Here is a 12,898-nt window from a genome sequence, read left to right as displayed (position 1 = left end):
TGTCCATTATGCACGCCGCATCAGCGCTGGCTCTTGGATGTTTCCCTGATGTCCCAGTTTTGTTAGTTTCATGCCATGAAAGCTTCCCAGTTCCTGATTTCAACTCTCAAAGAAGCACCTGCTGACGCAGAGATCGCCAGCCACAAGCTGATGACCCGCGCCGGCATGATTAAAAAATTGGGTGCGGGCATCTACAACTACATGCCCATGGGCTTGCGCGTGATCCGCAAGGTCGAAGCCATTGTGCGCGAAGAGATGAACCGTGCCGGTGCCATCGAGATGACCATGCCCGTGGTGCAGCCGGCCGAGCTGTGGCAAGAAACGGGACGCTTTGACAAGATGGGCCCAGAGCTGTTGCGCATCAAGGACCGCCACGGCCGTGACTTCGTGATCCAGCCGACCAGTGAAGAGGTCGTGACCGATGTGGTGCGTCAGGAAGTGCGCAGCTACAAACAGCTGCCCAAAAACTTCTACCAAATCCAGACCAAATTCCGTGACGAGCGCCGCCCCCGCTTTGGCCTGATGCGTGGCCGGGAATTCATCATGAAAGATGCTTACAGCTTTGACCGCGACATGGACAGCGCCAAGGCCAGCTACCAGGTCATGGCCGGTGCTTACCGCAAGATTTTTGATCGCTTTGGCTTGACCTACCGCGCAGTGGCCGCTGACAGCGGGGCCATTGGTGGCGACTTGAGCGAAGAATTCCAGGTGATCGCAGCCACCGGTGAAGACGCCATCGTGTACTGCCCCACCAGCAACTACGCCGCCAACATGGAAAAGGCAGAGGCCTTGGCGCCCAGCGTGCCTCGCAGCGAGGCCAAGCAAGCCTTGACCAAAACGCCCACGCCCGGCAAGAGCACTTGTGAAGACGTCGCCGCCTTGCTGAACGTGCCTCTGTCCACCACCGTCAAGTCGCTGGTGCTGGCCACCGACTCACTCAATGAGCAGGGCGAGATCGTGAAGTCACAAGTCTGGCTGTTGCTGCTGCGCGGCGACCATGACATGAACGAAGTCAAAGTGGGCAAACTGCCCGGCATGGAGGGCGGCTTCCGCTTTGCCACTCTGAGCGAAATTGAAGATCACTTTGGTTGCAAACCTGGCTATTTGGGCCCATTGGATCTGAAGAAGCCCGTGCACTTGGTGGCTGACCGCGACGTGGCCGTGATGGCCGACTGGATTTGTGGGGCCAACGAAGAAGACTTCCACATCACGGGTGTCAACTGGGGGCGTGACCTGCCCGAGCCCGCCTTGGTGGCCGACATCCGCAATGTGGTGGCGGGTGACAAATCGCCCGACGGCCTGGGCGAGCTGGCCATTGAGCGAGGTATTGAGGTGGGCCATGTGTTCTATCTGGGCACCAAATACTCCAAGGCCATGAATGCCACTTTCCTGGACGAGACCGGCAAGCCACAGTTTCTGGAAATGGGTTGCTACGGCATTGGTGTGACGCGCTTGCCCGCCGCCGCCATTGAGCAAAACCACGACGAGCGCGGCATCATCTGGCCCGACGCCATTGCCCCCTTCACCGTGGTGGTTTGCCCTATTGGCATGGACCGCAGCGAAGCCGTCAAGCAAGAAGCCGAGCGGATTTACACCGCTTTGCTGGCCGACGGTGTGGACGTGATCCTGGACGACCGGGGTGAGCGTCCGGGTGCCATGTTTGCAGACTGGGAGTTGATCGGTGTGCCGCACCGCATCACGATTGGCGACAAGGGCCTCAAAGACGCTCTGGTGGAATACCAACACCGCCGCGATGTCGAATCGAGCAAAGTCGCTGTGGCACAGATCCTTGATCACCTCAAGGCGCGACTGGCGGCCTGAAACATGCAAAGGTGCCGCTGAGTACCCGCCCAATGCGCCGCGCATTCCTGGCCCAAATGCTGCTGGGACTATGTCCGGCCGGTGTCGTCCGGGCCGGCTCCCAAATCGAAGAGCCTTTGTCCCACTCGGTGCGTTCTGCCCTGAGTGCGGCGGTAATGGCCGCTGCCCCGCCTGAACCGCTGCTGAGCACGCCCCAAGAGCAGCAGGCCTATGCCCAATGGCAGGCGTTCAGCAGTCAGCGACTGGCTCGCTACAAAAACCACCCGACTGAGCGCCAGGAGTTTTTGCAAACCCTTTGGTACGAAGCCCGCAGAGCGGGCCTGCCCCTGTCCCTGGTACTGGGTGTGGTACAGGTCGAAAGCGCCTTCCGAAAATACGCCATTTCCAGCGCTGGGGCCATGGGTTATATGCAAGTGATGCCCTTTTGGGCAAGGCTGATTGGGGATGGCAACGCAAGCCGTTTGTTCCACATGCAGACCAATTTGCGTTTTGGATGCGTCATTCTTCGGTATTTGCTGGATCGAGAGCGTGGGGATCTGTTCATGGGGCTTGGCCGCTACAACGGCAGCCGTGGCAAGTCAGCCTATCCACAGGCCGTGTTCGCGGCACAGCGGCTGTGGGTTCATGTGGTGGATTGAAAACAAAAAAGCCACCCGAAGGTGGCTCTGGCGGGATTTGAAGCCCGAGTGTGGTGGTTGATCAGGCTTGGCCGTTGATGACCTGCTGCAACTCGCCCGATTCGTACATTTCCATCATGATGTCCGAGCCGCCGATGAATTCGCCTTTGACGTAGAGCTGGGGGATGGTGGGCCAGTTGCTGTATTCCTTGATGCCCTGGCGGATTTCAGCGTCGTCCAGCACGTTCACGGTTTTGACCGTCTTGGGGTCCACGCCGACGGCTTTGAGGATCTGAATGGCACGGCCAGAAAAACCGCACATGGGGAAGCTGGCGCTGCCCTTCATGAACAGGGTGATCTCGTTGCCTTTGACGAGTTCGTCGATGCGTTGCTGGGTGTCGCTCATGGTGTTGCTCCAAATGGGGTCGATGTCGTATAGGGTGAATTATGTCTCTGATTGAAAGTCTGCCATTTTCACAGGGATGTTGCTGTCACTTCGGCATGGCCGCGCCCGTGCACCGCTCGATGCCGCTCAGATCGCGGCGCGACTGCACCTGCTCAAACCCGGCTTCGCGCAGCAGCGCTTGTACATGGGTCGCCTGGTCCCAGCCGTGTTCGAGCAGCAGCCAGCCGCCCGGGGTCAGACAGGCAGGGGCTTGGGCGATGATTTGGCGGATGTCATCGAGGCCATCGGGGCCGCTGGTCAGGGCCTGCAGGGGCTCGTGTGTCAGTGCGGCCAGGTGCGGGTCGCTTTCGGCCACATAGGGGGGGTTGGAGATGATGAGGTCAAAACGGCCCGTGCGCTGGATGTCTACTGCACTCAGCCAGTCGCTGGCGATGAATTGCACGCGCAGCTGCAAGCGGGCGGCATTGGCGCGGGCCACGGCCAGGGCGTCTTCGCTGGCGTCTACAGCCCACACGGTGGCATCGGGCCGGGCGTGTTGCAGCGCCAGGGCCACCGCGCCGCTGCCCGTGCCCAGGTCGAGAATGCGGAGCGAGCGATTGGAGGAGGAAGATGAGGGCGCGGAATCAGCCAGACACGCCAGAGCCCAGTCCACCAGGGTTTCAGTGTCGGGGCGCGGGTCCAGTACACGCGCATCCACGGCCAGCGTCAGGCCAAAAAAATCCTTGCTTCCGGTGATGTAGGCCACGGGCTCACTGCTCAGGCGGCGCTGCAGCGCGTCTTGCCATGCGTTTGTTTGCGCAGGCGTCAAGGTGTCGCTGTCGTGGGCCAAGAGCCAAGCGCGGTCGTGCAGCGGGCGTTGCAGGCTGTGCAGCAGCAAGATCTGCGCGTCCACCCGGGCCAATCCTTGGGTTTGGGCTTGGCGCAGGCACGCGGTGACGGTGTCGGCGGTCTGCATCAGGCGGTGGCCCCGATTTCCAGCGCGGCCAGCTGTTCGGCCGCTTCGTAGCTTTGCAGCGCGTGGACCACGTCCTGCAAATCGCCCTCCATGATGGTGAGCAGCTTGTACAAAGTCAGGTTGATGCGGTGGTCGGTCAGGCGCCCTTGCGGAAAGTTGTAAGTGCGGATGCGGTCGCTGCGGTCGCCGCTGCCGATCAGGCTCTTGCGCTCAGCCGCGTCTTTGGCGGCGCGTTCGGCACGGTCTTTTTCCTGAATGCGGGCTGTGAGCACTTTCAGGGCCTGGGCCTTGTTGCTGTGCTGGCTGCGGCCATCCTGGCACTCGGCCACGATGCCGGTGGGCAAGTGGGTGATGCGCACGGCCGAATCGGTTTTGTTGATGTGCTGCCCACCCGCCCCGCTGGCGCGGTAGGTGTCGATGCGCAAGTCCGAAGGGTTGATCTTGATGGCCTCGGCTTCGTCAGGCTCGGCCAAGACCGCCACGGTGCAGGCGCTGGTGTGAATGCGGCCTTGCGTTTCGGTGGCGGGCACGCGCTGCACCCGGTGACCACCGGATTCAAACTTGAGTGCGCCGTAAACCTGGTCGCCCTCGATGCGCACCACGACTTCTTTGTAGCCGCCCAGTTCGCTCATCGATTCCGAGACGATTTCGCACCGCCAGCCCTGGCTTTCGGCGTACCGCGAGTACATGCGCAGCAGGTCCCCTGCAAACAGGGCCGACTCGTCGCCCCCGGTGCCTGCACGGATTTCGACAAAGGCCGGGCGGGCGTCGTCGGGGTCTTTGGGCAACAGCATGCGCTGCAGTTCAGCTTCGAGGGTTTGCAGCTCGGCGTTGGCGCTGGCGATTTCCTCTTCGGCCATGTCACGCAAGTCAGGGTCGTCCAGCATGCTTTGGGCTGAGAACAAGTCAGCGTTGCGTTGCTGAAAGCGGGCAAATCGCGAGGCCACGGCGCTGACCTCGGCATGTTCCCGCGACAGTTTCAGGAACTGCGTCATGTCGGCCATGATGTCTTCGCGGGACAGCAGAAAGTCCAGCTCCGTCAAACGCAGGGCATAGCGTTCGAGTTGTTGGATGAGAAAAGGTTTCATGCGAACAAAATTTGTGTAGCTTGGCGCTTGAGTGCCAGAAAAAGCCATGTGTCAGAGCGAAAGCCCTGGCCTACAAAGTTTGTCGCTAACGCTCTTTGCGCAAAAACACGCGCTGCACGGTGTGCATGGTCTGTGCGCGGTGTTCCGGGTCTGCGCCGCGCAATTCGGCCAGAGCACCATGCATCATTTTTTGGGTCAAACCTTTGGACAAGGCTTCCATCACGGCAACAGGGTCGTCGCCCCGGGCCAGGAGCTTTTTTGCCCTGGCCAATTCGGCTTCGCGCCAAGCGTCGGCCTGGTTTTGCAGTTGTTGAATCAGGGGCACCGTGTCGCGCTGGCCCAGCCAGTGGCTGAAGCTTTGTACCCCAGCGTCAATGATGACCTCGGCCTCGGCCACGGCCGCTTGACGCTGAGCCTGACCTGCTTGAACCACGCTGGCCAAATCGTCCACGGTGTAGAGGTACACATCTTCAAGGGACTTGACTTCGGGTTCGATGTCACGGGGCACCGCCAAATCGACCATGAACATGGGGCGGTACTTGCGCTTTTTCAGGGCCCGTTCCACCGCGCCCAAACCAATCAAGGGCAGGGTGCTGGCGGTGCAACTGATGACGGCATCAAACTCGTGCAAACGCTCGGGCAGGTCGGCCAGGCGCATCACTTCGGCACCAAAACGGCTGGCCAAGAGTTCACCCCGGTCCAGGCTGCGGTTGGCAATGGCCATGCTGTGGGGCTGTTTGGCGGCAAAGTGGGTTGCCACCAACTCAATCATTTCTCCGGCACCCACAAACAAAATGCGAATGTCCTTGAGGTCTTCAAACAATTGGCTCGCCAGTCGCACCGAGGCGGCGGCCATGCTGATGGAGTGGGCTCCAATTTCGGTAGAGCTGCGCACTTCTTTGGCGACAGCAAAGCTGCGCTGAAAGAGCTGGTTCAGGGTGCTGCCCAAAGCACCAGCTTGCTCGGCCGCTCGCACGGCATCTTTGAGTTGACCCAAAATTTGGGCTTCGCCCAGAACCATCGAGTCCAAACCACTGGCCACACGAAAAGCGTGTCGGGCCGCCTCATTGCCTTCGAGCAAGTAAGTGTGCGCATGGAGTTCAGAAGCGCTGACGCCGCCTGTTTGCGCCAACCAACGCAAAGTGTCGTTGGTGGCCGCTTGGTCAGCGGCGCAATAAATTTCGGTTCGGTTGCAGGTCGAAAGAATGGCCGCTTCGGGCTCTTGTGCGATGCGGTGGGCCAAGTCTCGGCGCAAACCTTGCAAAGTAGGGACCAATTTGTCAACGGCGAAAGCAAACCTGCCGCGCAAATCGAGCGGTGCAGTGGTGTGGTTCAAGCCCAAAGTCCAAACAGCCATGAGGTCCATTATAGGCACGGTCTGTCAACTTGAGTTGACACGATGGGTGAGGAATTTGATTGACGTGTCTTTGAAGGCACAATTTAAAGTCAAAAAACAGGTAAAAGCTGTCTCTCTATTCCACAAAATCGAGTCAATATGACATTTTGGCAATTGATGTTGCATTTTTTAGGCTTTGTCATGCCCGCCTTGGCCATGGCCGTGTTCATGCCCTTGGCCGGGCGATGGGTCATGGGGCCGGGTGGTTCATCGTGGGGACGTCGAATGGGACTGCACGCCTTGAGTGGGGTGTTGGTGTTGGTGGCCGGCTTGTGGGTACAGGGGCAAGATGGAAAAATGAACACTTACATCGTTCTGGTGCTGACCGCCGCAACGCTGGAATGGGTTTTGAACAAAGCCTGGAAACGCCGTTGACAACCCTGTAAGGCTTTCTCTGCCAATTTCAACCACTGAAGGGAGTTCATATGACACAGACTACAAAACGCATCACCAAGCTCATCGTTTCGATTGGTTTGGCCGCAGCCATGGGCAGTGCCTGGGCTTTTCCAACCAAACCGATCCGGGTGGTGATGGGTTTCCCGGCGGGTGGCCCGCTCGACCAGCACGCCCGCCTGCTGACCGACCGGCTGCAGGCCCAGCTCGGGCAGCCCATTTTGGTGGATTACAAAGCAGGCGCGGGCGGCACCGTGGGCGCTCAAGAAGTCATGCGTGCAACGCCCGATGGCCACACGCTCATGTTGGCCAACACCGGGGTGATGGTCATCAACCCGGCGCTGTACACCAAGCTGCCTTACAGCACCTTGCGTGACTTTGTGCCCGTGGCCCGCACCGCCATGCAGCCGCTGGCGCTGTTGGTCAACCCCAGAGTGCCTGCCAACACGCTTCAGGAGTTTGTGGCCTATGCCAAAGACCGTCCCGGCCAGATCAACTACGGCTCGGCGGGCAATGGCGGCAGCAGCCACTTGGTGCCCGAGATGTTCAAGTCGGCCACTGGGCTGTTCATGGTGCACATCCCTTACCGCGGCAGCGCCCCCGCCTTCACCGACCTCATGGCGGGGCAGGTGCAATTCATGGCCGAGAGCATTCCGCAAGCTGCCCAATACCACAAGCAAGGCAAAGTGCGGGCACTGGCCGTGACCAGCCGCGAGCGCAACCCGGCCTTGCCCGATATCCCCACCGTGATGGAAACCGGCATCAAGAATTTCGAAGTGGTTGGCTTTTATGGATTTTTGGCCCCGGCAGGCACACCCAAAGACGTGGTGAATAAGCTCAGCGACGCGTTCAAGGCCGTGATGAACCAACCCGACATCCGCCAACGCATGGTGGCGCAAGGGGCCGATCCGGCCTATTTGGGGGCTGAGGACTTTGCGAAATTCCTGACGGCCGAAATGCCGCGCTGGGCGGCGGTGGTTCAGAAATCGGGGGCCAAGCTCGATTAAGGGGCGCTCAGGCCGGGCTGAAAAGATCCACCCGGTCGGTGATGATGCCGTCGGTGCCCAGGGCCAGCAGGTGCTGTGCGGCCCAGTCGTCATTGACGGTGTAGCTCAGGCACCGCATGCCTGCGCCATGGACTTGGGCCACGGTGGCCGCGTCCCACAGAGCGTAGTTGGCGACCACGGCCACGCATTTGAGTTCTTGCGCTTTCTCAAACCAGCCGGTCCAAAGCGTGTCGACCAGCAAGCCGCGTGGCAATTCGGGTGCAGCTCTTTGTGCGGCAGCTAATGCATCCGGTTTGAACGATGTCAGGAGCGGTGGCACGGCAGCGCCCGCCCAAAGACGAGCAGCCAAGCGGGCCACGGCCTCTCCCGTGGCGGCTTCGGTGTTCGGCGTGGGCTTGATTTCGATGTTCAGCAGGTGGCCATTGCTGAGGCAAAACCGCGCCAGTGCTTCAAGCGTGGGCAAGGCCTCGCCCGCAAAACTGCGCGAATGCCAGCTGCCTGCGTCCAGCTGCGACAGGGCATGCCAGGGCAGCTCACCGCCGATGCCTTGGCCATTGGTGGTGCGCGTCAGCGTGGCGTCGTGCATCAGGAACACCACGCCGTCGGCGCTGAGCTTGGCGTCGCATTCAAACATGCGGTAGCCGTGCGCCGCGCCCAGCCGGAAGGCGGCCAAGGTGTTTTCCGGGGCGAGCTTGCCCGCACCCCGGTGCGCGATCCAGCGCGGGTAGGGCCAGGCGGGGAGGGCGGTCTCGGCGTTGGTGGGGTTCATGCTGTGGCGATGCGTTGACCGGTTTTGGCGTCAAACCAGTGGAGTTTGTCCGCGCGGGGGGTGATGCAAAAAGATTCGCCTGCTAAAGGGGCGGGCAGGGATGCGTCCAGGCGCAGCGTGAGGTTTTCTGCACCCAAACGGGCGTGCACCAGCCGCTCAGCGCCGAGCAGCTCCACGGTTTCCACCTGCAAAGGCCAGCCTGTTGGCGTGATGTCCATGTGCTCGGGTCGAATGCCCAGAATGCGGCCTGCCGGGGTGTCTGGGGCTTGTTGGAGCAAGTTCATCGGGGGCGAGCCAATGAAGCTGGCCACAAAGGTGCTGGCCGGGCGGTTGTAGACCTCTTCGGGCGTGCCGAACTGCTCCATGTGGCCGCCGTTCATCACGATCATGCGCTGGGCCAGGGTCATGGCTTCGACCTGGTCGTGTGTGACAAACAGGCTGGTGATGCCGAGTTCGCGGTGCAGTTTTTGAATTTCCAGCCGGGTTTGGGCACGCAGTTTGGCGTCCAGATTGGACAGCGGTTCGTCAAACAAAAAGACTTGGGGCTGGCGCACGATGGCGCGGCCCATGGCCACGCGCTGGCGCTGGCCGCCAGAGAGTTCGCGCGGCTTGCGCTGTAAGAGGTGGGAGAGTTCCAGAATGCCTGCGGCCTTGTCCACCCGGGCTTTGATCTCGTCCACTGGCACTTTGGCGATTTTCAGGCCATAGGCCATGTTGTCGAACACGCTCATGTGCGGGTACAGCGCGTAGTTTTGAAACACCATGGCGATGTCGCGTTCGGCCGGCTCCAGGTCGTTGACCACGCGATCACCGATCGAGATGGTGCCGCCCGAGATGTCTTCCAGGCCCGCCACCATGCGCAGCAAGGTGGATTTGCCGCAGCCCGAAGGCCCGACGATGACCACGAACTCTCCGTGTGCGATCTGTGCACTCAGGTCGTGGATGACGGTGTTGGCCTTGGCCCCTTGGCCATAGGTTTTGAGGATGTGAGAGAGGGTGATGGCAGCCATATGTTTTTTGATCAGACGAGGACAGAGCGCCGCTTCGCAGCGGTCTGTCCCCGGCTTGTTAATTCGACGAGGACAGAGCAACGCTTCAAATGGGTCTGTCCCCGGGGTTATTATTTTTCCGTATCAACCAGGCCCTTGACGAACCATTTTTGCATCAGGATGACGACCAGCGCCGGGGGCAGCATGGCCAAAATCGCGGTGGCCATGACCACGTTCCATTCGGTGTAAGCCTCGCCCGCGATCAGGCGTTTGATGCCCATGACCACCGGGTACATGTCTTCGTTGGTGGTCACTAAGAGTGGCCACAGGTATTGGTTCCAGCCGTAGATGAACTGGATCACAAACAGCGCCGCAATCGAGGTGCGTGTCAGTGGCAGCAGGATGTCGATGAAAAACCGCATGGGACCCGCGCCGTCCATGCGTGCGGCTTCCACCAGCTCGTCAGGCACCGTCAGGAAAAACTGCCGGAACAAAAACGTGGCCGTGGCCGAAGCGATGAGCGGCACCGTCAGGCCCGCGTAGCTGTTGAGCATGCCCAGGTTGGAGACCACCTCGTAGGTGGGGCCAATGCGCACTTCGACGGGCAGCATCAGGGTGACAAAAATCATCCAGAACACCAGGTTGCGCAGCGGAAAGCGGAAATACACGATGGCAAAAGCCGAGAGCAAAGAGATGGCGATCTTGCCAATGGCAATGACCAGCGCACTGACCAAGCTGACCCACATCATGGGCGCTGCCGCCGGGATGCGGCTGCCTGCGCTGGTTTCGCCGCCAAACAGGGCGGTTCTGTAGGTCTCCAGCGCGTGGCTGCCGGGCCACATGGACATGGGCACCGATTGGGCGATCTCGGCAGCGCTTTGGGTCGATGCGACAAAAGTCAGGTACAGAGGGAAGGCCACGATCACCACCCCTAGGATCAGCACCAGGTGGGACAGGACCGTGAGGCCGGGGCGTTTTTCAATCATGGGGCGGGCTCAGTACTGGACTTTTTTCTCGACAAAACGGAACTGCACCACTGTCAGTGCCACCACGATCAGCATCAGGATGACCGACTGTGCGGCCGAGCCGCCCATGTCCAGCGCCTTGAAGCCGTCGTAGTAAACCTTGTAGACCAAAATGGCCGTGTCTTTGCCGGGGCCGCCTTGGGTAGTGGCGTCGACAATGCCGAAGGTGTCAAAAAAGGCATAAACCACGTTGATGACCAAGAGGAAAAACGTGGTGGGCGACAACAGCGGGAACACGATGGTCCAAAAGCGGTGCCAAGGGCTGGCCCCGTCAATGGCCGCCGCCTCCAGCAGGGATTTGGGGATGGACTGCAGCCCCGCCAAAAAGAACAGGAAGTTGTAGGAGATTTGCTTCCACACGGCCGCTACCACGATCAGCGTCATGGCATGGCCCGAATCGAGCAAGTGGTTCCACTCGATGCCCACCGAGCGTAAATAAAAGGCGATCACGCCCATGGGCGAGGCGAACATGAACAGCCACAGCACGCCTGCCACCACCGGGGCCACGGCGTAAGGCCATATCAGCAGGGTTTTGTAGATGGCAGCGCCCTTGAGCACCCGGTCGGCCATCACGGCCAGCAGCAGCGAAATGCTCAAGCCGAAAAAAGCCACCAGCAAGGAAAAAACCGCCGTGGTCTTGAAGGATTCGAGGTAAGTGCTGTCGGCAAACAGGCGCTCAAAATTTTCCAGTCCGACAAATTCGGTGCTGGTGCCAAAAGCATCTTGTGACAGCACGCTTTGGTAAAGCGCCTGCCCGGCGGGCCAAAAAAAGAACACCAGCACGATGGCCATTTGGGGAGCCACCAAAAGCCAAGGCAACCAGCGGGACTGAAATCGAACGCGTTTTTCCATAGGGGCAGAGTTTAGGTGAGCCACAAAAGCTCAAAAAGCAGGGGCACATGGCCCCTGCTTTCAAGACAAAACCCGGGCAGACGGCCCGGGGCGCGGGCTCACTTGTTGGCTTTTTGGAAGCGCTCGAGCTGCTCGTTTCCACGTTTGACTGCGGCGTCCAGGGCTTCTTTGGGCGCTTTCTTACCGGCCCAGACCTGTTCGAGTTCCTCGTCGTTGATGGTGCGGATTTGCACAAAATTGCCCAAACGTATGCCGCGTGACTTCTCGGTGGTCTTGCGGATCATCTGCTCCACCGACACGTCGGTGCCAGGGTTTTGCTTGTAGAAGCCCGATTTCTCGGTCATCTCATAAGACGCCTTGGTCAGTGGCAGGTAGCCGGTACGCTGGTGGCTCTTGGCCGCTTCTTCGGCCTTGGACAGGTGGGCAAAGAACTGAGCCACGCCCTTGTATTCGTTGTCTTTCTTGCCCGACATGACCCACAGGCTGGCACCGCCAATGACGGTGTTCTGGGGTGCACCCGCCACATCGGGGTAGTAAGGCAGGGTGGAGATGCCGGAGGCGAACTTGGCGTTGCGCTTGATGTTGCCGTACAGCGCAGACGAGCCGGTGGTCATGGCGCATTCGCCCGACACAAACACCGCATCGGCCGCGTTGCCCCGGCCTTTGTAGACGAACAGTCCGGTTTTGGCCATGTTGGCCAAGTTGTCGATGTGGCGCACATGCAGCGGGCTGTTGAAAGTCAGGCGTGCATCAATGCCGCGCATGCCGTTGCCTTTGGAGGCGAACTCGGTGTTGTGCCAGGCCGAGAAGCTTTCGAGCTGCGTCCAGCTCACCCAGCTGGTGGTGAATGGGCATTTGTGGCCAGAGGCCTTGAGCTTGCCTGCGGCCAGCGCCACTTCAGGCCAGGTCTTTGGTGGCTTTTCAGGGTCCAGGCCAGCGGCCTTGAAGGCGTCTTTGTTGTAGTGGAAGACTGTGGTGGAGCTGTTGAAGGGGAAGCTCAACATCTGGCCGTTGGGAGCGGTGTAATAACCGGCCACTGCAGGCACGTAGGCGTTGGCGTCAAAAGTGACGCCGGCTTTTTTCATGACCTCGCCGACAGGCACGATGGCACCTTTGCTGGCCATCATGGTGGCGGTGCCCACTTCGAACACCTGCAGGATGTGCGGGGCATTGCCGGCACGGAAGGCGGCGATGGCGGCGGTCATGGACTCGTCGTAGCTGCCTTTGAAGGTGGGCACGATTTTGTAATCTTTTTGGCTGGCGTTGAAGTCTTTGGCCAGGTCGTTGACCCACTCGCCCAAGGCACCGCCCATGGAGTGCCACCACTGGACTTCGGTTTGGGCTTGGGCTGACACGCTGGCCAGGCCCAAGGCGAGGGCGGTGAGGGAGAGTTTGAGTTTCATGAAAGTTCCTGAAAAAAGCTTGAACAATCAAAAAGCCCCCTGTTTTGGGGCATTCTGACGCGATGACTGTGCCTTTGAAAAATGACAAGTCTATTAGGGATGGATGAATTCAAAGTGACAATCCGGATTTTCCATGAGCCGTGACTCTCAGGTGACAGGTGCCCCCACCCCCGGCGC

13 protein-coding genes are annotated in these 12,898 nt (G+C 60.1%); 4 read left to right on the top strand and 9 right to left on the bottom strand.

Translation table 11 applies throughout. The annotated features are described in order from the left end of the window. The first annotated feature begins 75 nt into the window (after window positions 1-75). Entirely contained in the window at window positions 76-1,821 is a 1,746-nt protein-coding gene (locus tag B9Z48_RS15900; protein ID WP_089959904.1) for a proline--tRNA ligase, read from the top strand. 32 nt (window positions 1,822-1,853) lie between these two features. After that, window positions 1,854-2,459, top strand: a complete 606-nt coding sequence (locus tag B9Z48_RS15895; RefSeq protein ID WP_089959901.1) for a lytic transglycosylase domain-containing protein — start codon at window positions 1,854-1,856, stop codon at window positions 2,457-2,459. Between the two features lie 61 nt (window positions 2,460-2,520). Here the strand turns inward: B9Z48_RS15895 and grxD are convergent, their stop codons facing one another. The 4 genes from grxD to hemA all read right to left on the bottom strand — a co-directional run bounded on the left by grxD (window position 2,521) and on the right by hemA (window position 6,244). Continuing rightward, a complete protein-coding gene (grxD, locus tag B9Z48_RS15890; RefSeq protein ID WP_053171770.1) occupies window positions 2,521-2,844 on the bottom strand; it encodes a Grx4 family monothiol glutaredoxin in 324 nt (107 codons plus the stop codon). A gap of 85 nt (window positions 2,845-2,929) precedes the next feature. After that, window positions 2,930-3,799, bottom strand: a complete 870-nt coding sequence (gene prmC / locus B9Z48_RS15885; protein ID WP_108379679.1) for a peptide chain release factor N(5)-glutamine methyltransferase — start codon at window positions 3,797-3,799, stop codon at window positions 2,930-2,932. Next, window positions 3,799-4,887: a peptide chain release factor 1 gene (prfA, locus tag B9Z48_RS15880; protein WP_108379749.1), complete on the bottom strand. Its 1,089-nt coding sequence runs from the start codon at window positions 4,885-4,887 to the stop codon at window positions 3,799-3,801. Before prfA ends, prmC begins: the two co-directional genes overlap by 1 nt. Window positions 4,888-4,972: 85 nt before the next feature. Continuing rightward, window positions 4,973-6,244 (bottom strand): glutamyl-tRNA reductase, encoded by a 1,272-nt coding sequence (gene hemA / locus B9Z48_RS15875; protein WP_108379747.1) that lies wholly within the window; start codon window positions 6,242-6,244, stop codon window positions 4,973-4,975. A gap of 138 nt (window positions 6,245-6,382) precedes the next feature. Between hemA and B9Z48_RS15870 the strand changes: the two genes are divergently transcribed. Further along, window positions 6,383-6,658, top strand: a complete 276-nt coding sequence (locus tag B9Z48_RS15870) for a hypothetical protein (RefSeq protein ID WP_108379677.1) — start codon at window positions 6,383-6,385, stop codon at window positions 6,656-6,658. A gap of 110 nt (window positions 6,659-6,768) precedes the next feature. Further along, window positions 6,769-7,683, top strand: coding sequence for a tripartite tricarboxylate transporter substrate binding protein (locus B9Z48_RS15865; RefSeq protein ID WP_233261161.1), 915 nt, complete (start codon window positions 6,769-6,771; stop codon window positions 7,681-7,683). 7 nt (window positions 7,684-7,690) lie between these two features. On the opposite strand, the gene ugpQ is transcribed toward B9Z48_RS15865, so the two are convergent. The 5 genes from ugpQ to ugpB all read right to left on the bottom strand — a co-directional run bounded on the left by ugpQ (window position 7,691) and on the right by ugpB (window position 12,721). Beyond that, window positions 7,691-8,452 carry a glycerophosphodiester phosphodiesterase gene (gene ugpQ, locus B9Z48_RS15860; RefSeq protein ID WP_108379673.1) on the bottom strand — a complete coding sequence of 254 codons (762 nt, stop codon included), beginning with the start codon at window positions 8,450-8,452 and terminating at the stop codon, window positions 7,691-7,693. Continuing rightward, window positions 8,449-9,462: a sn-glycerol-3-phosphate ABC transporter ATP-binding protein UgpC gene (gene ugpC / locus B9Z48_RS15855; protein WP_108379671.1), complete on the bottom strand. Its 1,014-nt coding sequence runs from the start codon at window positions 9,460-9,462 to the stop codon at window positions 8,449-8,451. The genes ugpQ and ugpC overlap by 4 nt, the downstream gene beginning before the upstream one ends. 110 nt (window positions 9,463-9,572) lie before the next feature. After that, a complete protein-coding gene (ugpE, locus tag B9Z48_RS15850) occupies window positions 9,573-10,427 on the bottom strand; it encodes a sn-glycerol-3-phosphate ABC transporter permease UgpE (protein ID WP_108379669.1) in 855 nt (284 codons plus the stop codon). A 9-nt stretch (window positions 10,428-10,436) separates the two neighbouring features. Next, window positions 10,437-11,318: a sn-glycerol-3-phosphate ABC transporter permease UgpA gene (gene ugpA / locus B9Z48_RS15845; RefSeq protein ID WP_062406255.1), complete on the bottom strand. Its 882-nt coding sequence runs from the start codon at window positions 11,316-11,318 to the stop codon at window positions 10,437-10,439. Between the two features lie 98 nt (window positions 11,319-11,416). Further along, window positions 11,417-12,721 (bottom strand): sn-glycerol-3-phosphate ABC transporter substrate-binding protein UgpB, encoded by a 1,305-nt coding sequence (ugpB, locus tag B9Z48_RS15840; RefSeq protein ID WP_108379667.1) that lies wholly within the window; start codon window positions 12,719-12,721, stop codon window positions 11,417-11,419. Between the last annotated feature and the right edge of the window lie 177 nt (window positions 12,722-12,898).

Origin of the sequence: Limnohabitans sp. WS1 (assembly GCF_003063265.1) — a bacterium.
Lineage (GTDB): Bacteria > Pseudomonadota > Gammaproteobacteria > Burkholderiales > Burkholderiaceae_C > Limnohabitans_A.
This window is presented reverse-complemented; position numbering and strand designations above follow the sequence as displayed.

What these genes read in the sequence shown, in the direction of transcription:
- grxD (WP_053171770.1), bottom strand. Translation starts at nt 2,844, where the DNA reads ATGAGCGACACCCAGCAACGCATCGACGAACTCGTCAAAGGCAACGAG.
- B9Z48_RS15895 (WP_089959901.1), top strand. Translation starts at nt 1,854, where the DNA reads ATGCGCCGCGCATTCCTGGCCCAAATGCTGCTGGGACTATGTCCGGCC.
- B9Z48_RS15900 (WP_089959904.1), top strand. Translation starts at nt 76, where the DNA reads ATGAAAGCTTCCCAGTTCCTGATTTCAACTCTCAAAGAAGCACCTGCT.
- ugpA (WP_062406255.1), bottom strand. Translation starts at nt 11,318, where the DNA reads ATGGAAAAACGCGTTCGATTTCAGTCCCGCTGGTTGCCTTGGCTTTTG.
- hemA (WP_108379747.1), bottom strand. Translation starts at nt 6,244, where the DNA reads ATGGCTGTTTGGACTTTGGGCTTGAACCACACCACTGCACCGCTCGAT.
- ugpE (WP_108379669.1), bottom strand. Translation starts at nt 10,427, where the DNA reads ATGATTGAAAAACGCCCCGGCCTCACGGTCCTGTCCCACCTGGTGCTG.
- B9Z48_RS15870 (WP_108379677.1), top strand. Translation starts at nt 6,383, where the DNA reads ATGACATTTTGGCAATTGATGTTGCATTTTTTAGGCTTTGTCATGCCC.
- ugpQ (WP_108379673.1), bottom strand. Translation starts at nt 8,452, where the DNA reads ATGAACCCCACCAACGCCGAGACCGCCCTCCCCGCCTGGCCCTACCCG.
- B9Z48_RS15865 (WP_233261161.1), top strand. Translation starts at nt 6,769, where the DNA reads ATGGGCAGTGCCTGGGCTTTTCCAACCAAACCGATCCGGGTGGTGATG.
- prmC (WP_108379679.1), bottom strand. Translation starts at nt 3,799, where the DNA reads ATGCAGACCGCCGACACCGTCACCGCGTGCCTGCGCCAAGCCCAAACC.
- prfA (WP_108379749.1), bottom strand. Translation starts at nt 4,887, where the DNA reads ATGAAACCTTTTCTCATCCAACAACTCGAACGCTATGCCCTGCGTTTG.
- ugpC (WP_108379671.1), bottom strand. Translation starts at nt 9,462, where the DNA reads ATGGCTGCCATCACCCTCTCTCACATCCTCAAAACCTATGGCCAAGGG.
- ugpB (WP_108379667.1), bottom strand. Translation starts at nt 12,721, where the DNA reads ATGAAACTCAAACTCTCCCTCACCGCCCTCGCCTTGGGCCTGGCCAGC.